Annotated in this window: 19 protein-coding genes; 13 read left to right on the forward strand and 6 right to left on the reverse strand. The window is 71.7% G+C overall.

Going from position 1 to position 19,517, the window contains the following annotated elements; all coding sequences use genetic code 11:
• Nucleotides 1-8 precede the first annotated feature (8 nt).
• Nucleotides 9-1,487 (forward strand): sensor histidine kinase, encoded by a 1,479-nt coding sequence (locus CP984_RS33590; protein WP_003982577.1) that lies wholly within the window; start codon nucleotides 9-11, stop codon nucleotides 1,485-1,487.
• Complete coding sequence (locus CP984_RS33595; protein WP_003982576.1) at nucleotides 1,484-2,158, forward strand: response regulator; 675 nt, start codon at nucleotides 1,484-1,486, stop codon at nucleotides 2,156-2,158. Before CP984_RS33590 ends, CP984_RS33595 begins: the two co-directional genes overlap by 4 nt.
• Nucleotides 2,159-2,197: 39 nt before the next feature.
• On the opposite strand, the gene CP984_RS33600 is transcribed toward CP984_RS33595, so the two are convergent.
• Complete coding sequence (locus CP984_RS33600; RefSeq protein WP_003982575.1) at nucleotides 2,198-3,310, reverse strand: FAD-dependent oxidoreductase; 1,113 nt, start codon at nucleotides 3,308-3,310, stop codon at nucleotides 2,198-2,200.
• A 134-nt stretch (nucleotides 3,311-3,444) separates the two neighbouring features.
• Here CP984_RS33600 and CP984_RS33605 point away from each other — a divergent pair, with 134 nt between their 5' ends.
• Together CP984_RS33605 and CP984_RS33610 are read left to right on the forward strand one after the other, a co-directional pair.
• Nucleotides 3,445-4,071 carry a TetR/AcrR family transcriptional regulator gene (locus tag CP984_RS33605; protein WP_003982574.1) on the forward strand — a complete coding sequence of 209 codons (627 nt, stop codon included), beginning with the start codon at nucleotides 3,445-3,447 and terminating at the stop codon, nucleotides 4,069-4,071.
• 164 nt (nucleotides 4,072-4,235) lie between these two features.
• The gene (locus CP984_RS33610) at nucleotides 4,236-5,357 is read left to right on the forward strand and encodes a hypothetical protein (RefSeq protein WP_003982573.1); all 1,122 of its coding nucleotides are present in this window, start codon (nucleotides 4,236-4,238) and stop codon (nucleotides 5,355-5,357) included.
• 238 nt (nucleotides 5,358-5,595) lie between these two features.
• Here the strand turns inward: CP984_RS33610 and CP984_RS33620 are convergent, their stop codons facing one another.
• Nucleotides 5,596-6,384 carry a LysR family transcriptional regulator substrate-binding protein gene (locus tag CP984_RS33620; RefSeq protein WP_078575426.1) on the reverse strand — a complete coding sequence of 263 codons (789 nt, stop codon included), beginning with the start codon at nucleotides 6,382-6,384 and terminating at the stop codon, nucleotides 5,596-5,598.
• A gap of 58 nt (nucleotides 6,385-6,442) precedes the next feature.
• Between CP984_RS33620 and CP984_RS33625 the strand changes: the two genes are divergently transcribed.
• Nucleotides 6,443-6,847, forward strand: coding sequence for a DUF5997 family protein (locus CP984_RS33625; protein WP_030178113.1), 405 nt, complete (start codon nucleotides 6,443-6,445; stop codon nucleotides 6,845-6,847).
• A gap of 24 nt (nucleotides 6,848-6,871) precedes the next feature.
• On the opposite strand, the gene CP984_RS33630 is transcribed toward CP984_RS33625, so the two are convergent.
• Both CP984_RS33630 and CP984_RS33635 read right to left on the reverse strand, forming a co-directional pair.
• Complete coding sequence (locus CP984_RS33630; protein WP_226048728.1) at nucleotides 6,872-7,507, reverse strand: class I SAM-dependent methyltransferase; 636 nt, start codon at nucleotides 7,505-7,507, stop codon at nucleotides 6,872-6,874.
• Nucleotides 7,508-7,606: 99 nt separating this feature from the next.
• Nucleotides 7,607-9,001, reverse strand: coding sequence for a Fic family protein (locus CP984_RS33635; RefSeq protein WP_030178109.1), 1,395 nt, complete (start codon nucleotides 8,999-9,001; stop codon nucleotides 7,607-7,609).
• 190 nt (nucleotides 9,002-9,191) lie between these two features.
• Between CP984_RS33635 and CP984_RS33640 the strand changes: the two genes are divergently transcribed.
• The 7 genes from CP984_RS33640 to CP984_RS33670 all read left to right on the forward strand — a co-directional run bounded on the left by CP984_RS33640 (nucleotide 9,192) and on the right by CP984_RS33670 (nucleotide 16,281).
• The gene (locus CP984_RS33640) at nucleotides 9,192-9,752 is read left to right on the forward strand and encodes an HD domain-containing protein (RefSeq protein ID WP_003982568.1); all 561 of its coding nucleotides are present in this window, start codon (nucleotides 9,192-9,194) and stop codon (nucleotides 9,750-9,752) included.
• Nucleotides 9,753-10,062: 310 nt separating this feature from the next.
• Nucleotides 10,063-11,091 carry an N-acetyl-gamma-glutamyl-phosphate reductase gene (gene argC / locus CP984_RS33645; RefSeq protein WP_003982567.1) on the forward strand — a complete coding sequence of 343 codons (1,029 nt, stop codon included), beginning with the start codon at nucleotides 10,063-10,065 and terminating at the stop codon, nucleotides 11,089-11,091.
• A complete protein-coding gene (gene argJ, locus CP984_RS33650) occupies nucleotides 11,088-12,242 on the forward strand; it encodes a bifunctional glutamate N-acetyltransferase/amino-acid acetyltransferase ArgJ (protein ID WP_003982566.1) in 1,155 nt (384 codons plus the stop codon). Before argC ends, argJ begins: the two co-directional genes overlap by 4 nt.
• Nucleotides 12,239-13,201, forward strand: coding sequence for an acetylglutamate kinase (argB, locus tag CP984_RS33655; RefSeq protein ID WP_003982565.1), 963 nt, complete (start codon nucleotides 12,239-12,241; stop codon nucleotides 13,199-13,201). Before argJ ends, argB begins: the two co-directional genes overlap by 4 nt.
• On the forward strand, nucleotides 13,198-14,439 hold the full coding sequence (locus tag CP984_RS33660; protein ID WP_003982564.1) for an acetylornithine transaminase: 1,242 nt from the start codon (nucleotides 13,198-13,200) through the stop codon (nucleotides 14,437-14,439). Before argB ends, CP984_RS33660 begins: the two co-directional genes overlap by 4 nt.
• A gap of 8 nt (nucleotides 14,440-14,447) precedes the next feature.
• On the forward strand, nucleotides 14,448-14,990 hold the full coding sequence (locus CP984_RS33665; protein WP_003982563.1) for an arginine repressor: 543 nt from the start codon (nucleotides 14,448-14,450) through the stop codon (nucleotides 14,988-14,990).
• A gap of 121 nt (nucleotides 14,991-15,111) precedes the next feature.
• A complete protein-coding gene (locus CP984_RS33670) occupies nucleotides 15,112-16,281 on the forward strand; it encodes a metal-dependent hydrolase family protein (RefSeq protein ID WP_003982562.1) in 1,170 nt (389 codons plus the stop codon).
• A gap of 26 nt (nucleotides 16,282-16,307) precedes the next feature.
• On the opposite strand, the gene CP984_RS42860 is transcribed toward CP984_RS33670, so the two are convergent.
• Nucleotides 16,308-16,889 (reverse strand): ATP-binding protein, encoded by a 582-nt coding sequence (locus tag CP984_RS42860; RefSeq protein ID WP_043978052.1) that lies wholly within the window; start codon nucleotides 16,887-16,889, stop codon nucleotides 16,308-16,310.
• Nucleotides 16,890-17,021: 132 nt separating this feature from the next.
• Here CP984_RS42860 and CP984_RS33680 point away from each other — a divergent pair, with 132 nt between their 5' ends.
• The gene (locus CP984_RS33680) at nucleotides 17,022-18,257 is read left to right on the forward strand and encodes a helix-turn-helix domain-containing protein (protein WP_003982560.1); all 1,236 of its coding nucleotides are present in this window, start codon (nucleotides 17,022-17,024) and stop codon (nucleotides 18,255-18,257) included.
• Between the two features lie 144 nt (nucleotides 18,258-18,401).
• Here the strand turns inward: CP984_RS33680 and CP984_RS33685 are convergent, their stop codons facing one another.
• A complete protein-coding gene (locus tag CP984_RS33685) occupies nucleotides 18,402-19,517 on the reverse strand; it encodes a hypothetical protein (RefSeq protein ID WP_202480844.1) in 1,116 nt (371 codons plus the stop codon).

Consider the following 19,517-nt stretch of genomic DNA (forward strand, 5'->3'; position numbering starts at 1 on the left):
TGCAGCTTGTGGGGGAGAACGGGGCGAGCGCCCGTACGCGGGCGAGGAAGCGGCTGGTCACGGCCGTCAAGGGGCTGCCGCGCGCGCTGCGTGAGGACCTGGTGGCGGGGGCCGTGGGGCCGCCGCCGGGGGAGCGGCCGGGGTGGTTGATCTGGCAGCCGGTGATTGTGCTGGTGCTGGCGTCGGCTGCGCCGTTCCTCTGCGCGCTGAGCGTCAGCGACCTGGCCCACGGCGGACGCCAGACCCTCGACATGCGGCTGGCGCTGTTGCTCGGTTCCGTGCAGGCGCTGGCGGTCATCGTGGCGGCGTTCCGGCCGGTGGTGGCCTGGTGGATGGCGACGGCGGCGATGGTCGCCGTCGTGGCGGGCGTGGAATACGTGGCCGCACCGCATGGGCTGCCCCTATGGCCGGGCGACGGTCCCGCGGCGGTCAGGGAGTTCCCCGTCGACCGGGGCGGGCTCTACCCCTGGACGACTGCGGGGCTTGCCGCGCAGGCCGTTGTGCTCCTCCTGCTGGCGCTGCGGCTCCGCTTCCGCGCGGCGGCCGGGGCGCTGGCGGTCACCCTTGTCGCCGGCCTGGTGTGCGGAGCCGGCGCGACGCAGGCCGGGGCTCCGCTCCGGGCCTCCGGCATCGGCCTCGCCGTGGCCGTCCTCACCATCGCCGTGGTGGTCGGCGCCGCCCTCCGCGGCCGACAGGTGGCCCGTACCGAACTGGTCGTCCAGGAAGGGATCACCACGGAGGAGCGGGCCCGCCGCGCGCTCCTGGAGGAGCGCAACCGGATCGCCCGGGAACTGCACGACGTGGTCGCCCACCACATGTCGGTGATCTCCATCCAGGCGCAGGTCGCCCCGCACCTGGCCGAGAACCCGTCCGACGCGCTGAAGGAGAACCTCACGGGCATCCGTACCAACGCGGTGGAGGCACTGACCGAACTGCGCCGCGTGCTGGGCGTGCTGCGGTCGGAGGAGGCACCGGCGTACGGCACTCCCGAGTACGCCGGGGACGGCACCGCCCCGCACGCCCCGCAGCCCACCCTCGACCGGCTGGACGAGCTGGTCGGCAACGTCCGCGCCGCCGGGGTCACGGTCACCACCGACGTCACCGGGAGGCGGCGCCCGCTGTCGCCGGGCGTCGAACTGTCCGCGTTCCGCATCGTGCAGGAAGCGCTCAGCAACGCGATGCGGCACGCGCCGGGCGCGCGCGTCGCGGTGGCGATCGCGTACCGCACGGGCGCCCTCACCGTCCGCGTCACCAACACCGCACCGGACCGCCCCGCCGCGGCCTCCCCGGGGGCCGGCCACGGACTGCTCGGCATGCGCGAACGTACCGCCATGCTGGGCGGCGAACTGGCCACCGGCCCGACGCCCGACGGCGGCTACGAAGTGACCGCCGTCCTGCCCACCGGAGCCCCCGCCACGGCACCCGATCCGGCCTCCACACCATCGACCCGTCCGCCCGCCGACCCCACCGAGGACACCACCCCATGACGACCCCCATCCGCGTGCTGATCGCCGACGACCAGGTCATGGTCCGTCAGGGCTTCACGGTGCTGCTCGACGCCGAACCCGGCATCGAGGTGGCCGGCCAGGCCGTGGACGGACTCGACGCCCTCGACAAGGCCGCCGAACTCGCCCCCGACGTCGTGCTGATGGACATCCGCATGCCCGGCCTCAACGGCATCGAGGCCACCCGCCGCCTCACCGAGGCCGCCGGATCGACCGTCAAGGTCCTCGTCCTGACCACCTTCGATCTGGACGAGTACGTGTACGAGGCGCTGCGCGCCGGCGCGTCCGGCTTCCTCCTCAAGGACGCCTCGGCCGCCGAACTCGCGCAGGCCGTACGGGTGGTGGCGGCGGGCGACGCGCTGCTCGCGCCGAACATCACCAAACGCCTGATCGCCGAGTTCTCCCGGATGGCCGCCGCGCCCCGGGCGCCCCTCAAGGAGCGCGTCGGCGATCTGACGGAACGCGAGACCGAAGTCCTCTCCCTGATCGCCCAGGGCCTGTCGAACGCGGAGATCGCCGAGCGCCTGGTGGTGGCCGAGCAGACCGTGAAGACCCACGTGAGCCGCATGCTGGTCAAGCTGGGCCTGCGCGACCGGACCCAGGCGGCGGTCTTCGCGTACGAGACGGGGCTGGTACGGCCGGCCGGCTACTGAAGGCCCCGGCGGCCGACCGGTCACCCTTTCGGGCACTGCCTACGGCACCATGTGCTTCAGCCCCTCCGCGCACTGCTTGGCCAGCTCCGAGGACCGGGGCAGCATCAGCTCCTCGTACGCCCGCACGGCGTCGTCCACCCGCTCCTCGGCGACCAGCGCCTGGGCCAGGTCGGCGCCGTCGAGCAGCGCGTGGTTGGCGCCCACGCCGAGGGGCGGCATCAGGTGCGCGGCGTCGCCCAGCAGCGTCACGCCCGGGACGTGCTCCCAGACGTGCGGCACCGGCAGCGCGAACAGGGGCCGGTTGACGAAGTCGTGGTCGCCGTCGAGCAGGGCGTACCGCAGTCCTTCGGCCCACCCGTCGAGCCGCTTCGAGAGGTACGCGCGCATCGCCGCCCTGTCGTTCAGGTCCACTCCGGCGGTCGTGTGCCAGTCCTGCGGAGTCCGGAACGCCACATAGGTGCGGATGTGACCGTTGCTGTTCCGCTGGGCGAACAGCATCGTCGAGCCGGACTCCGCCACCAGCGTGCCCGGACCGACCAGCCGGGCCAGTTCGGGGTGGCGCACGTCGCTGTCGTCGAAGCCGGTCTCGATGAGCGTGACGCCCGTGTACTCGGGGAACGCCTCCGAGACGGCCGGGCGGACCCGCGACCACGCGCCGTCGGCGCCGACGACCAGGTCGAAGTCCTCGGTGGCGCCCTCCGTGAACTCCAGGCGGCAGGTGCCGTCGCCGAGCGGTGTCGCACCGCCGACGGCGCGCCCCCAGTGGACCGTTCCCGGCGCGAGCGAATCCAGCAGCAGCCCGCGCAGATGCCCGCGGTCGATCTCCGGCCGGTCCTCCACACCCGCGCCCTCGTCCCCGGGGGGCCACTCCTGTTCCTGGGCGGCCGCAGTGACGTGGTCCACCTTCCGCCACTCCTGGCCCTCGGGGCGGGACAGGGCGTGGAACCGGTCGAGCAGGCCCGCCGCGCGGAGGGCGGCCTGCCCCGTACCAGGGTGGAGGTCGAGCGTGCTGCCCTGCGAGCGGGCGTCGGGGGACGTCTCCCGCTCGAAAACGGTCACGGAACGGCCGTGGAGCTGAAGGATCCGTGCACAGACGAGACCGCCGAGGCCGCCGCCGGCGATCGCCACGCGGGCGTCCTGGGTGAGATTCATGGGTTCGGTTCCCCTCCGGGGTGGATGGAACGCCGGAACGAGCACCCGGCGCCGTATCCAAAAAAAGCACACCCACTAAAAAAGCGCAATCACTAAACCTTCTGACTCGATGCACCTTGCCGTAAGCTGGCACCGTGACCGAACCCGCCCCGCACCCCAAGATCCCCGTCCCCGCCGGGACCGGCGCACCCGTCGGTCGCCGTGAACGCAAGAAGGCCCAGACCCGCAAGGCCCTGGCCGACGCCGCGCTGGAACTCTTCCTCGAACGCGGCTTCGACCAGGTGGGCGTGAAGGAGATCGCCGATGCCGCCGATGTGTCGGTGACCACGCTGTTCAAGCACTTCGCCAGCAAGGAAGCGCTCGTCTTCGACCAGGACGACGACATCGAGGCCGGCCTCGTCGCCGCCGTCCGCGACCGGGCCCCCGGCCAGTCGATCCCCCAGGCCCTGCGCGCCCACATCATCCATCCGGGCGGCCATGTCGGGCACCCGGAGTTCGCCCCGTTCCTGCGCCTGGTGAGCGAGACCCCGGCGCTGCGCGACTACTCCCACCGCATGTGGATGCGCCACGAAACGGCTCTGGCCCGAGCCATCGCCCAGGAGGTCGGCGCCCCCGAGGACGACGCCACCTGCGCCGCACTGGCCCACTTCGCCCTGGAATCCCGCGAACTCGTGCACGGTCACGCCGACCCGGCACGTGCCGCGGAGGAGGTGTTCGCGCTGCTGGAGCGGGGGTGGGCGGCTGCTCACCCGGACCGCTGACGGCGGGGTCGGTGAGAGCAGGCCCCGTACTGGGGCAACGAGGAGTTCCGGCCGCCCCGCCTGCACCGGCCGGCGGGGGCGGCGTGTCACATGGCGCCGACGCCATCCCGGGGGCATCCTGTGGCCACTCGATCGCGGGAACAGCCGACGGGAAGGGCCCAGCGATGCCGGTGACGTCGCAGGACGTTACGGTCGTGGCGCTCCTCGCGGACCCGGACGCGCCGACGGAGATCGCTCAGCGCATGGCCCGGACACTTCCTGACCGGCTCGCCGACAAGTCGGGCCAGGGGCGACGGTTCGACGTCGAGGTGATCAGTGAGCCCTTCACCTCGGGGACCGAGGACCCGCCCACCTTGATGCGCCGGATCAAGGACCGTGGGAGTACGGAGAACTGGGACATCGTCGTGGCCCTCACCGACCTCCCGCTGCACTCGCACGGGTGCAAGCTCGCTGTGGATCTGAATCACGACCACGGCTTGGCGCTGCTCTCGCTTCCTTCGCTGGGGGGCCTGCGGCTGCAGGCGAGGGCCCGGTGGGCCGTTGAAGAAGCGGTGCTTGGCCTGGCGGGTCCGCACACCACCGGGGCTGAAGGGTCTTCACGAAGTCAGCCGCTTCCGGAGCCCTTCGTCCATCGTCTCGCGCCTGTTCATCCGGACCGGTCCGGTGAGAAGGAGACCGACGACGTCCGGTACGTCGTCAGCGGGCCGCGCGGTTACCTGCGGGTGCTCGCCGGTATGGTCCGTGCCAACCGGCCGTGGCGGTTGGTACCGGGCCTGTCGAAGGCCCTGGCGGCCGCACTCGCCACGGGAGCGGTCGCCACCGTGAACTCCACCGTCTGGAGCCTGGCCACGTATCTGAGCACGCCACGCCTGGTGACCGCCACGATCGGGTCTGTCGCGATCATGATCGGCTGGCTGATCGTGGACGCGAACCTGTGGCATCGATCACCGGAGAGCTCGCCGGAGGCGAGGCAGCGGGCGGCTCTCTACAACGCCTCGACCGTCGTGACCGTGGCGATCGGGGTGCTCGTCTGCTACGTGGGTCTGATGCTCATCAACTTGGTGTGGGCGCTGTTCGTCCTCAACGACGGAGTGTTCGCTTCCATGACACGAGCCCCGCTTCACGCCACGGAGTACTGGACGTTGACCTGGTTCGTCGCTTCGGTCGCCACCGTGGGCGGCGCCCTTGGATCGGGCTTGGAGAACGACGAGGTGGTCCGGGCAGCCGCCTACTCCAAGCGCGAACAGGAACGTCGCAGAGCGCTGCGCGACGACCGCGGTGACTAGGCGGTTTGTGGTCGGATCATCGGGCTGAGGCCGGAGAAATCGGGTTGTGGACACCGCGCCAGCTGCCGTACCTCTCCAGCAGGTGCACCCACCGGCTTCCGGTCCGGGACTTGCAGGCGATTGCGCCGATCACCTGGCGGCGATCCCGCCGCAGCACACCGCCGCCCACACTCGCGCCCGCTGCCCATCTGCCATCGGCACACCCGAACCGACGGCCGACCGACCCGGACGAAACCGCCTACGACCGGCGGCGGGGCTTGCCGCGCCGGGCGGGCTTGGCCGACTTGCCCGAGCCGGAGCCGCCGCGCGTGCCCCGGGCGCCCTGACCGGCCCTCGGCTTGCCGCCCGTGGTCTTCTGGCGGGCGCCGTCCTTCGCGGCCTGCCGGCCCTTCGGACCGTCCGTGGTCTCGGACCGCGTACGGCCGCGTGTGCTGTTGACCGTACGGCCGCGGACGATGCCGATGAAGTCCTCGACCTGGTCGGTGGTGCGCTCCTCCGGCCAGGCCAGCGCCACCTGGGACTGGGGGGCATCCGTCAGCGTGCGGTACTTGAGGTCCTTGCGGTGGTACAACCGCGCCAGCGACTGCGGGACGACCAGCAGCCCGATGCCCGCCGCCACCAGCTCGATCGCGTCCGCCGTCGTCGCGGGCCGCTCGAACGCGGGCTGCCCCGGCGGGCGCTCCCAGCCGAGGGTGTCGTCGAGGGGATGCAGCACGATCTCGTCGGCCAGTTCCTCGACGGTGATCTCGTCGGCCGCCGTGAAGAGGTGGTCCTTCGGGACGACGACCACGGTCGTCTCCGTGTAGAGGGGGATCGCGCTGAAGTACGTACGGTCGGCCGGCAGCCGTACGAAACCCGCGTCGGCGCCGCCGCCCCGCAGCACGTCGTACGCCTCGGCGGCGGGCGCCGGGACGAGCGTGAGGGGGATGCCGGGCAGCCGCTCGTTCCAGATCCGCACCCACTTCGTGGGCGTCACCCCCGGGACGTACGCGAGCCGGAACGAAGGGGTTTCTTCCGAGCCTGTCACTCCGCCAGGTTACCGGTCGTGGTCAGAGGTGGCGCACACGATCGATACCCTTGACATCATGACGTCGCACCAGAACACCCAGACGATGAAGCCCGCGACCGCGGCGAAGAAGCTGGGTGTGTACCTCGAAGCCACCCCCGCCGAATTCCAGGAGGGCCTCGTCTCGCGCGCCGAACTGAACGCGCTGCAGACCGACCCGCCCGAGTGGCTCCGGGAGCTGCGACAGAACGGCCCCCACCCCCGCCCCGTCGTCGCCGCGAAGCTGGGCGTCTCCATCTCGGGCCTCGCCCGCGGTGGCATCACCGAGCCCCTCACCACGGAGCAGATCGACGCCCTGAAGGCCGAGTCCCCCGAGTGGCTCCAGAAGGAACGCGCCACCCAGGCCGAGGTCCGCAAGGAAACCGTGCGGATCAAGGAGAAGCACAAGCAGGAACGCGAGAAGCGGGAGAAGAGCGGGGAGTAAGGGGCCCGGACTCGCCCGGCCCCCTCACCGCGCCCGTCGGGCCCGCAGCACCGTGTCGTGGGTGTGGTGGGTACCGGCGGGCGGCGGGGTCGTTCGGGCGCGGGTTTCGTTGGATTGGACGGTCCAGTCGGGGGCGAGGAGCTGGGCTATCTCGTCGGGTACGTAATAGTCGGCCGGGTCGAAGCCGTCTTCCGGGCGGGGAGTCAGGCCGCTCAGGTCGTGGCTGACGAAGAGCAGGGTGCCGCCGGGGGCGACGGCCTCCAGCAGGCCGCGTAGCGCGGTGTGGTCCGGCTCGCGCCGGAGCGGGAAGTACTGGACGGACACCAGGTCGAAGGCGTCGGCCGGGGGCGGTGCCGTGGTCAGGTCGGCACGGGCCCACGCCACCCGGCCGGCGAGGTCCGTGGCCGCCGCGGCGGCGCGTCGCAGCGCGACCTGGGAAATGTCGACCGCGGTGACCTGCCACCCGCGCCGGGCCAGCCACAGCGCGTCGGCGCCCTCACCGCACCCGACGTCGAGCGCCTGCCCGGGCGGCAGGCCGGTGACCTCGCTGACGAGGACGGGGTTGGGCGCACCGCTGAACACCTGGTCGCGGCTGCGGTACATCGCGTCCCACGACTGGGCGCTCGGCCCGGGGACGGGCCCGGAATGCTGGGTCATCATGACCACCTCCGCGGTCAACCTGCCGCTCCCCGCCACGAACCGGCAAAGTTCTTTGCGGAAACCGCAAAATGGGGCGGTTGGGGGAGTGCGTGGGGGTGCTCAGGGGGCACCTGGGGTGCTAAGTGCGCGTCTACGGGATTCTGTGACGTGACCGCCCAGGTACCGGACGAGGAACAGCGCGTCCTCCGGGTCGTCGGCCCGGAAGGCGACGCGACGGAGCAGGCCCACCGAGTCGAGCGCGACGCCCTCGCGGGCCAGGACGTAGACGAGGGTGAGGAAGGCCGACCGGGCGTTGCCGTCGTCGAAGGGGTGGAAGAAGCAGACGTCCAGGTAGGCGCGTGCGGCACGGGCGATCAGGGAGAGGGGTTGCCCGCCGCCCGGCCCGCTGCTGCTGCCGGGCGCGCTCTCGGCCAGGCAGGCGTCGAGGCGGGCCCGGGTGTCCGGGCCGATGCCGTAACGCTCCCGGCCCCTCTTGGCGAAGGCGGGCGAACTCCGGAACGGCGGCGGCTCCGCTGTGCCCAGGACATGCTGCTGCCAGCCACGGAGCAGTGCGAAGTCGAGCGGGGCGCCGCGCGCCGCGTCGGCCCGTAGCGACTCAAGGGCGGTGAGCAGACCTTCGGCGCGGGCGGGGTCCACGGCGGCGTCGAAGGAACGGATGTCCTCGGCCGCGCCGTCACGCGACGGGATCACCGGCCCGTCCACACCGCCGTCCGGGCCCTTGTGCCACGGCACGGTCCCGCGTACGGCCAGCCAGCGTTCCAGGTGATCAGGCGCGGGCCCGGCGGACCACGCCTCGTGCTGCGGCCGCAGCGACAGCGCGAGCCGCTCCGCGACATCGTCGACCAGCACCGGGCCGGGATCGGTCCAGCTCTCGAAGCGCCCGCCGACCGCCTGCTCGACCAGGTCCTGCGCCACGTCGGGCGCGAACCCCCAGTAACCGAGGAACCACGTGAGCACCTGCCGGCAGTGCCCGTGCCAGCCGCTGCCGCAGCCGGTGCGGTCGGCCACCTGGAGGATCAGGTTGCGGGCGGCACGCTCCCACAGGATCCGCTGATCCTCGATCGCGGCCGGTTCCAGCGGGTACCGCTCGAACCAGCCGACGAGGGTCTCCAGCCACCCGCGCCACTCGCCCAGCGCCGTGACCACCCGGGCGAGCGTCTCCTCCGGAGTACCGATCGAGTCCCGCGGGCAGCACCAACTGCCGACCGGCCCTCCGTCGAAGTCCCCTTCGTCGTGCGCCCAGCGCCAGCCGATGGCCCAAGGCCCGTAGTGCTCCACGAGCGCATGCGACATGGCGTCGGCCCAGAGCGTGCCTTCACCATGGCTCCAACGGATGAGTGTCATATCGCTGAGCGGCAGGTCCGGGCGGCGCGGCACGCACCGGGCCGGCCCCAGCGAGCGCACCACGTGCGCGGCCGACGCGCTGTCGAAGGGGTGGCGGGCGGGGTCCACTTCGTCCCAGGTCAAAAAGTGCGGGACCAGTTCGGGTAGCACCGCGTCAGCCTGCCATGTCCGCCCGGAGGATGATCAGGATTTTTGCGGCCCTCGACTGCGTCGGCCCGCCCTCGGCCCGTGGCCCTGCTCGCCCGACCGTACGCTGGAGCGCTCAGAGGACGATCTTTCTCATGGGGGCGGGGCAATGCTGATCGAAGTCGCGGGGGTACAGGCTCGCTTGGGACGGGCCATGGAACTGGCGCAGTCGGTGTGTACGGAGTACGCGGGTGACGCGCTGTACCACCATTCGATGCGCTCGTACTTCTTCGGCGCGGCCTGGGCGCAGGCTCGCGGCCTCCATTTCGACAGCGAGCTGTTGTTCGTCTCGGCGATGCTGCACGACTTGGCGCTCACCCCGCCCTTTGACAGCCACGCCCTCCCTTTCGAGGAGGCCGGCGGCCACCTGGCGCGGGTCTTCACGGCCGGTCTCGGCTGGCCGCGCGAACGGCGTCACCGGGCAGCCGAACTCATCGTGCTGCACATGCGGGACGATGTGGAGCCGGAGCAGGATCCGGAAAGCCGCCTGCTCCAGGTGGGGACGAGCGCGGATGTCTCCGGGGCGGGACTCGACGCGTTCGACCCCGCCTTCGTCGAAGCGCTCGTCGCGGCATACCCCCGCCTGGGCTTCGCCGAGTCCTTCGTCGATCTCTTCCGCGACCAGGCCGAGCGCAAGCCGGAGTGTGCGGCAGCGAAGCTGGTGGCCGGACAGTGGCCGGACAGGACCCTGGCCAATCCGATGGAGCGTGCCTGACGGCGCGCGGCCAGGTGGCTCGTGCGATCGGCTGGTTATGGCGCCGCCGTGCGGAAGAGGGCCAGGAGGGCCCGAACAAGGGCGGGTCGAGAGATTCCTCGCGGCCGGCCAAAGCGGTCGAGGGGCGATCTGCGATGCGAAGCCCAGGTGGACGGAGACTCGGCGGGACTCAGTCGCTCACGGGTCGGCTGAGGCGCTGAGGGGCCGCCTGAAGCGTGCACGTATCAGCGGCAGCACCCCTCCCACCCCACCCCCCCATTGCATAAACCTGCCGCCATCCGTATAGTCATGCCTCCAAGGAGGAGGACCCATGCCAGTACGAGCAGCAGTGGCCGGAGCGAGTGGGTATGCCGGAGGTGAGGTTCTCCGGCTGCTTCTGGGGCATCCGGAGGTGGAGATCGGGGCCGTGACCGCGCATGGGAATGCGGGGCAGCGGCTGGGGGCGGTGCAGCCGCATCTGGGGCCGTTGGTCGGGCGGGAGCTGGTGGCCACCACGGCCGAGGCGCTGGCCGGGCACGACGTGGTGTTTCTCGCGTTGCCGCACGGGCAGTCCGCCGCGGTGGCCGAGGCGCTGGGGCCCGAGGTGCTGGTGGTGGACTGCGGGGCGGACTTCCGGCTGGAGGATGCCGCGGCCTGGGAGAAGTTCTACGGTTCGCCGCACGCCGGGACCTGGCCGTACGGGCTGCCCGAGCTGCCGGGGGCGCGGGAGGCGCTGCGCGGGGCGCGGCGTATCGCGGTGCCGGGGTGCTATCCGACGGCCGTCTCGCTTGCCCTCTTCCCTGCGTACGCGGCGGGGCTGGCCGAGCCGGAGGCCGTGGTGGTCGCCGCCTCCGGCACCTCCGGTGCGGGCAAGGCGCCCAAGCCGCACCTGCTGGGCAGCGAGGTGATGGGCTCGATGAGCCCGTACGGCGTGGGCGGGGTGCACCGGCACACGCCGGAGATGGCGCAGAACCTGAGCGCCGCGGCGGGGGAGCCGGTCACCGTCTCCTTCACGCCGACGCTCGCGCCCATGCCCCGCGGCATCCTCGCCACCTGCTCGGCCAAGGCCCGGCCGGGCGTGGACGCGGCCGATGTGCGGGCCGCGTACGACAAGGCGCTGGGCGACGAGCCGTTCGTACGGCTGCTGCCGGAGGGGCAGTGGCCGTCGACCGCGGCCGTGTACGGGGCGAACACCGCCCTGGTGCAGGTCGCCCTGGACGCGGCGGCCGGCCGGATCGTCGTGGTCAGCGCCATCGACAACCTGACGAAGGGCACCGCCGGCGGCGCGGTGCAGAGCATGAACATCGCCCTCGGCCTGGATGAGGCCACGGGGCTTACCACGATCGGAGTCGCACCGTGAGCGTCACGGCAGCCAAGGGTTTCTCGGCGGCGGGCATCGCCGCCGGGATCAAGGAGAACGGGAACCCGGACCTCGCCCTGGTGGTGAACAACGGGCCGCGACTGGCCGCCGCCGGCGTCTTCACCAGCAACCGCGTCAAGGCCGCTCCGGTCCTGTGGTCCGAGCAGGTCCTCAAGGGCGGCACGGTTTCGGCCGTGGTGCTGAACTCCGGCGGGGCCAACGCCTGCACCGGCCCCGAGGGCTTCCAGGACACCCACGCCACCGCGGAGAAGGCCGCCGAGGTGCTCAAGGGGCACAGCGCGGGCGAGGTGGCCATCGCCTCGACCGGGCTGATCGGCGTACGGCTGCCGATGGACAAGCTGCTGCCGGGCATCGAGAAGGCCGCGGTCGAGCTGAGCGTGCACGGCGGGGAGAAGGCCGCCATCGCGATCAAGACCACCGACAGTGTGCACAAGACCGCCGTCGTCTCGAAGGACGGCTGGACGGTCGGCGGCATGGCCAAGGGCGCGGGGATGCTCGCGCCGGGGCTGGCGACCATGCTCGTCGTGCTGACCACCGACGCGGACCTGGAGGCGCCGGTCCTGGACCGGGCGCTGCGCGACGCGACGCGGACGACGTTCGACCGGGTGGATTCCGACGGCTGCATGTCCACGAACGACACGGTGCTGCTGCTGGCTTCCGGAGCGTCCGGTGAGACACCCGGGTACGAGGCGTTCGCGGACGCGGTCCGCACGGTCTGCGACGACCTGGCGCGGCAGCTCATCGGGGACGCGGAGGGCGCGACCAAGGACATCCGCATCGAGGTCGTGAACGCGGCGAGCGAGGACGACGCGGTCGAGGTGGGCCGGTCCATCGCCCGTAACAACCTGCTGAAGTGCGCCATTCATGGTGAGGACCCGAACTGGGGGCGGGTGCTGTCCGCGATCGGCACCACCTCCGCGGTGTTCGACCCGAACCGGCTGAACGTCGCCATCAACGACGTATGGGTCTGCAAGAACGGCTCGGTGGGCGAGGACCGGGACCTGGTCGACATGCGCTACCGGGAGGTACGGATCACCGCCGACCTCAGCGCCGGCACCGAGTCCGCGGTCATCTGGGCCAACGACCTGACCGCCGACTACGTCCACGAGAACAGCGCGTACTCCTCATGAGCGCCCGCAAGCACACCGCGCTGCCCAAGGCCCGCACCCTCATCGAGGCGCTGCCCTGGCTGACCCGGCACCACGGCAAGACCGTGGTCATCAAGTTCGGCGGCAACGCCATGGTCGACGAGGAGCTGAAGGCCGCCTTCGCGCAGGACGTGGTCTTCCTGCGGCACGCCGGGCTGCGGCCGGTCGTCGTGCACGGCGGCGGCCCGCAGATCAGCGCCCAGCTGGAGCGGCTGGGCCTGGAGTCGGAGTTCAAGGCGGGCCTGCGGGTCACCACGCCCGAGGCGATGGACGTCGTACGGATGGTGCTCGCCGGGCAGGTGCAGCGGGAGCTGGTCGGCCTGCTCAACCAGCACGGCCCGCTCGCCGTCGGCATGACCGGCGAGGACGCCCACCTGATGACCGCCACCCGGCACTACGCCGAGGTGGACGGCGAGCGGGTGGACATCGGGCGGGTCGGCGAGGTCACCGCGATCGACACCGGCGCCGTGCGGGCCCTGCTGGACGACGGCCGCATCCCGGTCATCTCCTCCGTCGCGCGCAGTGCCGACGCGGGCGACGGGACCGGCGTCTTCAACGTCAACGCGGACACCGCGGCGGCGGCCCTGGCCGCGGCCCTCGGTGCCGAGACGCTGATGGTCCTCACCGACGTGGAGGGCCTGTACGAGGACTGGCCGCACAGCGACGAGGTGATCTCCCGGCTCACCGCCACCGAGCTGGAGAAGCTGCTGCCCGACCTGGCCAGCGGCATGGTGCCGAAGATGCGGGGCTGCCTGCACGCCGTACGCAACGGGGTGCACACCGCCCGGGTCATCGACGGCCGGGTCCAGCACTCGATCCTGCTGGAGATCTTCACGGACGAGGGGATCGGCACGATGGTCGTGCCGGACGAGCCGGCGGCCGCCGCCGGCATCGCGGACATCAAGGGCAGCAGCGAGAGCGAGAAGGCGGGAGCGGCATGAGCGACGCGGCCACGGACACGGCGCCCATCACAGCGTCCAACACCACGCTCACCGAGCGCTGGCAGGGCGCCATGATGGACAACTTCGGGACGCCCCGCGTCCCCCTCGTACGCGGTGAAGGCGCGAAGGTCTGGGACGCGGACGGCAACGCCTACCTGGACTTCCTCGGCGGCATCGCCGTCAACGCGCTCGGCCACGCGCACCCCGCCGTCGTCCGCGCGGTCTCCGGGCAGATCGCCACCCTCGGGCACGTCTCCAACTTCTTCGTCGCCGAGCCGACCGTCGCGCTCGCCGAACGGCTGCTGCGGATCGCCGGGCGCCCCGGCCGCGTCTACTTCTCCAACTCCGGCGCCGAGGCCAACGAGGCCGCCTTCAAGATCGGCCGGCTGACCGGGCGTACGCACATGGTCTCCACGACCGGCGGCTTCCACGGCCGCACCATGGGCGCCCTCGCCCTCACCGGCCAGCCCGCCAAGCAGGACCCGTTCCGGCCGCTCCCGGGCGACGTCGACTTCGTACCGTACGGGGACACCGAAGCGCTGCGCGCCGCCGTCACCACCGACACCGCCCTGGTGATCATCGAGCCCGTCCAGGGCGAGAACGGCGTCGTCGTGCCGCCGCCCGGCTACCTCGCGGCGGCCCGCGAGATCACCGCCGCCACCGGAACCCTGCTCGTCCTGGACGAGATCCAGACCGGCATCGGCCGTACGGGCCACTGGCTGGAGTCGCAGGCCCAGGGCGTCGAGGCCGACGTGATCACGCTGGCCAAGGGCCTCGGCGGCGGCCTGCCCATCGGCGCCACCCTCGCCTTCGGCCCGGCCGCCGGCCTGCTCACCCCCGGCACCCACGGCTCGACCTTCAGCGGCAACCCGGTCGTGTGCGCGGGCGCGCTCGCCGTCCTGGACACCATCGAGGCCGACGGACTGCTCGACCACGTCAAGCGGGTCGGCGAGCGGCTGCGTGGCGGGATCGAGGCGTCGGCGCACCCGCTCGTCGGCCAGGTCCGCGGTGCGGGCCTGCTCCTGGGTATCGTCTTGTGCGAGCCCGTCGCACCGCAGGTGCAGCGAGCGGCTCAGGACGCGGGCCTCCTGGTGAACGCGGTCGCGCCGGACGTCATCCGGCTCGCCCCGCCGCTGATCGTCTCGGACGACGAAGCGGATACGTTCCTCCGGAAGCTCCCCGCCGTCCTCGACGCGGCCCTCGCGGGGGCACACGGGGTACAACGATCCGGAGACTGACGACAACGATGACCGAGGCGCAGGACAACGAGACGCTGCACGGGGGACCTGCCGTACCGCAGACCCGCACCGCCCGGCACCGCCGGATCGTGGACATCCTCAACCGGCAGCCGGTCCGCTCCCAGAGCCAGCTCGCCAAGCTGCTCGCCGACGACGGCCTGTCCGTCACCCAGGCCACCCTCTCGCGCGACCTGGACGAACTGGGCGCGGTGAAGATCCGCAACACCGGCGGCGAGCTGATCTACGCGGTACCGAGCGAGGGCGGCGACCGCAAGCCGCGGGCGCCGCTGGGGGAGTCCGCCAAGGAGGAGCGGATGCGCCGGCTCTCCGGCGAACTGCTCATCTCCGCCGAAGCCTCCGCCAACCTCGTGGTCCTGCGCACCCCGCCGGGCGCCGCCCAGTTCCTGGCCTCCGCCATCGACCAGGCCGAACTGCACGACATCCTCGGCACCATCGCCGGCGACGACACCCTGATGCTCATCAGCCGCGACCCGGCCGGCGGACAGGCGCTCGCCGATCATTTGCTGAATCTGGCGCAGAAGGCGCGCTGAGGGGCGGAATTCCGGCCGGGGCCCGCGTCCGGCCGCTGTACCGGGACGGTGTCCGGTGTACTGGACGCCGCCCCACCGGCCACGGCGGCCGGGCGGCACGGGAACCGATGCGGGAGGCCCGATGCTGGCAGTACGCGCACGAGCGCTGTTCGACGGGGTGGGACCGGGACTGGTCGAACGGCCCACCGTACTGATCGAAAATGGCCGGATCGCGGCGGTCAGCCCCGGCGGAGTGCCCCTGATCGGCACCGAGGTCCTCGACCTCGGCACCGCCACCCTCCTCCCCGGCTTCATCGACACCCACACCCACCTGGCGTTCGACGCGAGCGACGACGTGATCGGCCGGCTCACGGAGGCCGACGACGCCACCCTCCTGGAGCGCGTCCGGGCCGCGGCGCGGGCCTCGCTGGCCGCCGGGGTGACGACCGTACGGGACCTCGGCGACCGCGGATACCTGACCCTGCGCCTGCGCGCGGAGACCGCACAGGACCCGGCCGCCGGCCCGCACATCATCGCCTCCGGCCCGCCGCTCACCACGTCCCGCGGCCACTGCTGGTTCCTCGGCGGCCAGGCGGAAGGCGTGGCGGGCGTCCGCGCGGCCGTACGGGAACGGGCCGAGCGCGGCGCGGACGTCGTCAAGGTCATGGTGACCGGCGGCGACCTCACGCCCGGCTCGGACCCGTACAGCGTCCAGTACGACCGCGACGAACTGCGCGCCATCGTGGACGAAGCCCACCGCCACGGCCTCCCGGTGACCGCTCACGCCCACGCCGTCACCGGCATCCGCGAGGCCGTGACGACCGGCTTCGACACCATCGAGCACTGCTTCTTCCTCACGGAATCCGGCGTCGACTTCGACCGCCGGGTGATCGAGGAGATGGTCCGCCGCGGCGTCACCGCCTCCCTCACCCTCGGCGCCCTCCCCGGCGGCCCACCGCCCCCGCCCCACATCGCCCGCCGCATCCCCGCTCTCGTCGCCGGCCTGGCCACCCTGCGCGAGGCGGGCGTGACCATGGCCCTGGGCAGCGACTCGGGAATCTTCCCGATCAAGGCCCACGGCAGCTACCCGTACGGCATCACCGCCATGACCGACTTCGGCTTCACCCCGGCACAGGCCCTGCGGGCGGCGACATCGACGGCGGCGGTGGTGTGCGGGGTGGGTGGGCGGAAGGGGCGGATCGCGGCCGGGTACGACGCGGACCTGATCGCGGTGGGCGGGGATCCGCTGGCGGATGTGGGGGTGGTGAGAGAGGTGGTGGCGGTGGTTCGGAGTGGGAGGAGAGTGGTGTGAGGGCGGGATGAGGCCCGCCTGCGCCTCTACGAGCGGTCCCGTACGGACGCGCGCGGCGTGACCACGGTCAGGCGCTCGGGCCTCCGCGCATTCCGCTGCCCCGGTCCCGACTCCGACCGAAGCACCCACTCGGCGCCACCGAGAACGTCGGTGACGATGCCCCGCCGTCCGGTCTCGCCGTCCCGAACCAGGTCACCCACCCAGGGATTCCGCTCGCCGCGCATCCCCCGCCCGCCTCCGTGCAGTTCCGCCCACACCCGCTTGCCCCACGGCAACGGATCGCTGCCCCATTCCCACGCCAGCCCGGCCACCAGCACCAGGCCGCGCCCGCCCTCGTCCGCCCCGCCCGGCTCTTGCAGCCACGGCACCTTCCCCGACTTGTCCACGACTCCGATACGCACCCGGGCCGGCTCCAGCCGGGTGATCGTGACCCGGACGGAACGGCTGCGCGCATGCTGAACGGCGTTGGTCACCAGCTCGGAAACGATCAGCGCGCCGTCCTCGGCCAGTTCCGCCAGTCCCCAGGCGGAGAGGGCTTCGCTCACCAGATGTCTGGCGGCGGCTGCGCTTTCGGGTGCGCGAGGCAGGTTTTCGGCAACGTGCACCATGCCGATTCGCCCTTTCAGGTCGGTCGCGTCCCCGGGGCGTCCGTGCAGCCCCGGGGCCCTACGCACCGATCATCGGGACGAGCGCGTACCGACCCCATCCCACCTCCCTATGGGCCGCCCTATATTCGCCCTATGACGGCACCCGGTCTCGGCCTCTGGTCCCACCCGGAGCTGCGTGCGGCGCTCGCTGCCGAGGACTGGGGCGGCGTCCTGCGCACCTACCGCAAGCTCTCCGGGCTCTCGCAGACCAAGGCCAGCGAACTCGTCGGCCTGGTACAGCCGGACGTGTCGGACATCGAGCGCGGGCGCCGCCGGGTGACGTCGAGTGAGGTGCGGCAGCGCATTCTCACCGGACTGGGGGCGCCGCCTCATGTCACGGGCCCGGAACGCCGGCCCGTCGCGGGGCTCGCGCTGCCCGGTCCGGGGCCGGACGACGACCTGCTGGCCCGCATCACCGGCGCGGCCGACGCCACTCACAAGGTGGATGCCCCCACGCTGGACCGGCTGGACAGACTGCTCGCCGAGCACCGGTCCGCCGAGGACCTGATCGGGTCCCGTCCGCTGGTGGGCCTGATGCGGCAGCAACTCGCTTCCGTCGTCGGCCTGTTCGCGGGCGCCAGGGGCCCGCTCGCGGACCGGGTGATCCGGCTCGCCTCCGAGCACGCCCAGTTCCTCGCGTGGATGGCGCAGGACCAGGGGCAGACCGCCGCCGCTCTCACCTGGTACGACCGCAGCCACGACTGGGCGCTGGAGGCCGGCGACGCGGACATGGCCGCCACGACGCTGAGCATGAAGGCGCACATGGCGTGGTCCGGCGGCCGGGGCGACCGCGCCGTACGCCTCGCGGAGGCGGCCCGCCGGTCGGCACCGGACGCGTCCCCCGGCGTACGGGGGATGGCGGCGCAGATGGCCGCGCGCGGCCACGCACTCAACGGCGCCGGCGACGACGCCCACCGCCTGCTCGACGAGGCGCGGAGGCTCATCGACCGGGCGTCCGAGCGCCCGGAGGACGAGCCCGCGTGGATGTACTTCTACGGCGACACGTGGTTCACGCTCCAGCGGGGCATGATCGCCATGCATCTGCGCGACTGGACCGGCGCCGCCGATCATCTGCGGACCGGGCTGGCCGGACTGTCGGACTCCTACCGGCGCGACCGCACCTGGTACGGATGCTGCCTGGCCCACGCGTACGCGCAGTCCGGCGAGCCCGCCGAAGCGCTGTCCGTCTCCCTCCCACTGGTCCCCGACGCCGCCACGATCGGCCGCCCACACTCCTGGAACGAACTGCACACCACGGCCGCCGCCATGATCCGCTCCGGAGCGAAGGAGGGCCACAGGCTGGTGGAGGCGCTGCGGCAGCACGACTGACCGCCCGCATTTGCTCAAGGTAAGTCGCCGTCACCAGCAGTTCGTGGATGGCAAAGGTCACAATGCGGCCGGGCTGACCTACGTGCGGTTTGGCCAAGTCAGAGGCCCGGACCAAAACGGCCCGGGCTCTGCAGAGAAGGGACGTTACTCAGTAGTGAGGGTCAGGGCACGGGCCTTGGTAGCCCAGTCTTCGACGCACGTCATGACGGAAGCTACTTGTTTGACCGCGGCAGTGATGTTCCTGACCGGCCTGCGGAGGTAGCGGCTCACCCCAACCAGACCATCTGCTGCTGTACCGAAGCCACTGAGGTGCGCCATGCTCTCTTCGGCGGACGCGGCCAGGTCGATGAGCTGAACCAGAAACTCCGCCGCTTCCTCGTCGCGCTCGCCGGGAGGGGTCGCCTCGACGAGCCCTAGAGCTGCCCGTACCCCGCTGTCCAATGGAGACATTTTTCCCGCGAATGCCTGCGCGGTACTGTTCAACTCCTCGGCCGGGACGCTGATCGACTGAGCGTACCGTGCAACGGCCGCGAGACGAGTGCTCGCCGGAGCGTTTGCTTGGGTGAGGCCGACCAGTTCAGTGTTGGACTGCTCAGTGAGTGCCCCGATGGTCTCGATCGTCTTGCTGATCGCTTCCATGTCGGCCGTCATCTCGCCTAGGCCGTCCTCGATCGCAGCGAACTCGTCCAGCAGGCCGGGGGAGTCTTCGTCTTCCTTCCCGCAGTCTTCGGACGAGGACGGTGCTCCGTCCACTGCCTCGATCCCGCGTAGAACTCGAGCGGGAGTAAGAGGCTCGAACCCGTCACGAAGCCCGACTTCCAGGGCGTTTTCGATGTCCCTGCGCGCATCGGCCAGGCCACTGCGGGAGGCGTGGTATCGGATGGTCCTGATCGACGCGATGTCGAAAGGCAGTTGCCCGTGCTCTCCGATGTGGACCGTCGGTTTTCCCGTGATGTGGCGGAGCCCCAGTTCGTACATCACGTTGGGGTTGCCACCACTGACATCCGCGATTACCAAGTCGGACTGGATGACGTGGCGGCAAATCTGCTCGTTGATGTCGCCAGCGTGCGGAATGCAATCCGAGCGTTCAGCGACGACGCCGTACTTTTGGCAAGCTGGAGCGATCACCTGCTCAAAGATCCGGAGGTGGTGTTCGTACGCCTCTCGCTCGGCGGTTCCGTTCGTGGCGTACGAATCACCGATGGGGCCGATGACGAAGCATGTCAAGCTTTGGTTGGGTTCCTGCACGCGGGGCAGCAT

Origin of the sequence: Streptomyces rimosus, assembly GCF_008704655.1 — a bacterium.
Lineage (GTDB): Bacteria > Actinomycetota > Actinomycetes > Streptomycetales > Streptomycetaceae > Streptomyces > Streptomyces rimosus.

What these genes read in the sequence shown, in the direction of transcription:
- CP984_RS33680 (WP_003982560.1), top strand. Translation starts at nt 17,022, where the DNA reads ATGACGGCACCCGGTCTCGGCCTCTGGTCCCACCCGGAGCTGCGTGCG.
- CP984_RS33600 (WP_003982575.1), bottom strand. Translation starts at nt 3,310, where the DNA reads ATGAATCTCACCCAGGACGCCCGCGTGGCGATCGCCGGCGGCGGCCTC.
- CP984_RS33640 (WP_003982568.1), top strand. Translation starts at nt 9,192, where the DNA reads ATGGAACTGGCGCAGTCGGTGTGTACGGAGTACGCGGGTGACGCGCTG.
- CP984_RS33625 (WP_030178113.1), top strand. Translation starts at nt 6,443, where the DNA reads ATGACGTCGCACCAGAACACCCAGACGATGAAGCCCGCGACCGCGGCG.
- CP984_RS33660 (WP_003982564.1), top strand. Translation starts at nt 13,198, where the DNA reads ATGAGCGACGCGGCCACGGACACGGCGCCCATCACAGCGTCCAACACC.
- CP984_RS33610 (WP_003982573.1), top strand. Translation starts at nt 4,236, where the DNA reads ATGCCGGTGACGTCGCAGGACGTTACGGTCGTGGCGCTCCTCGCGGAC.
- argC (WP_003982567.1), top strand. Translation starts at nt 10,063, where the DNA reads ATGCCAGTACGAGCAGCAGTGGCCGGAGCGAGTGGGTATGCCGGAGGT.
- CP984_RS33595 (WP_003982576.1), top strand. Translation starts at nt 1,484, where the DNA reads ATGACGACCCCCATCCGCGTGCTGATCGCCGACGACCAGGTCATGGTC.
- argB (WP_003982565.1), top strand. Translation starts at nt 12,239, where the DNA reads ATGAGCGCCCGCAAGCACACCGCGCTGCCCAAGGCCCGCACCCTCATC.
- CP984_RS33670 (WP_003982562.1), top strand. Translation starts at nt 15,112, where the DNA reads ATGCTGGCAGTACGCGCACGAGCGCTGTTCGACGGGGTGGGACCGGGA.
- CP984_RS33630 (WP_226048728.1), bottom strand. Translation starts at nt 7,507, where the DNA reads ATGATGACCCAGCATTCCGGGCCCGTCCCCGGGCCGAGCGCCCAGTCG.
- CP984_RS33665 (WP_003982563.1), top strand. Translation starts at nt 14,448, where the DNA reads ATGACCGAGGCGCAGGACAACGAGACGCTGCACGGGGGACCTGCCGTA.
- CP984_RS42860 (WP_043978052.1), bottom strand. Translation starts at nt 16,889, where the DNA reads ATGGTGCACGTTGCCGAAAACCTGCCTCGCGCACCCGAAAGCGCAGCC.
- CP984_RS33685 (WP_202480844.1), bottom strand. Translation starts at nt 19,517, where the DNA reads ATGCTGCCCCGCGTGCAGGAACCCAACCAAAGCTTGACATGCTTCGTC.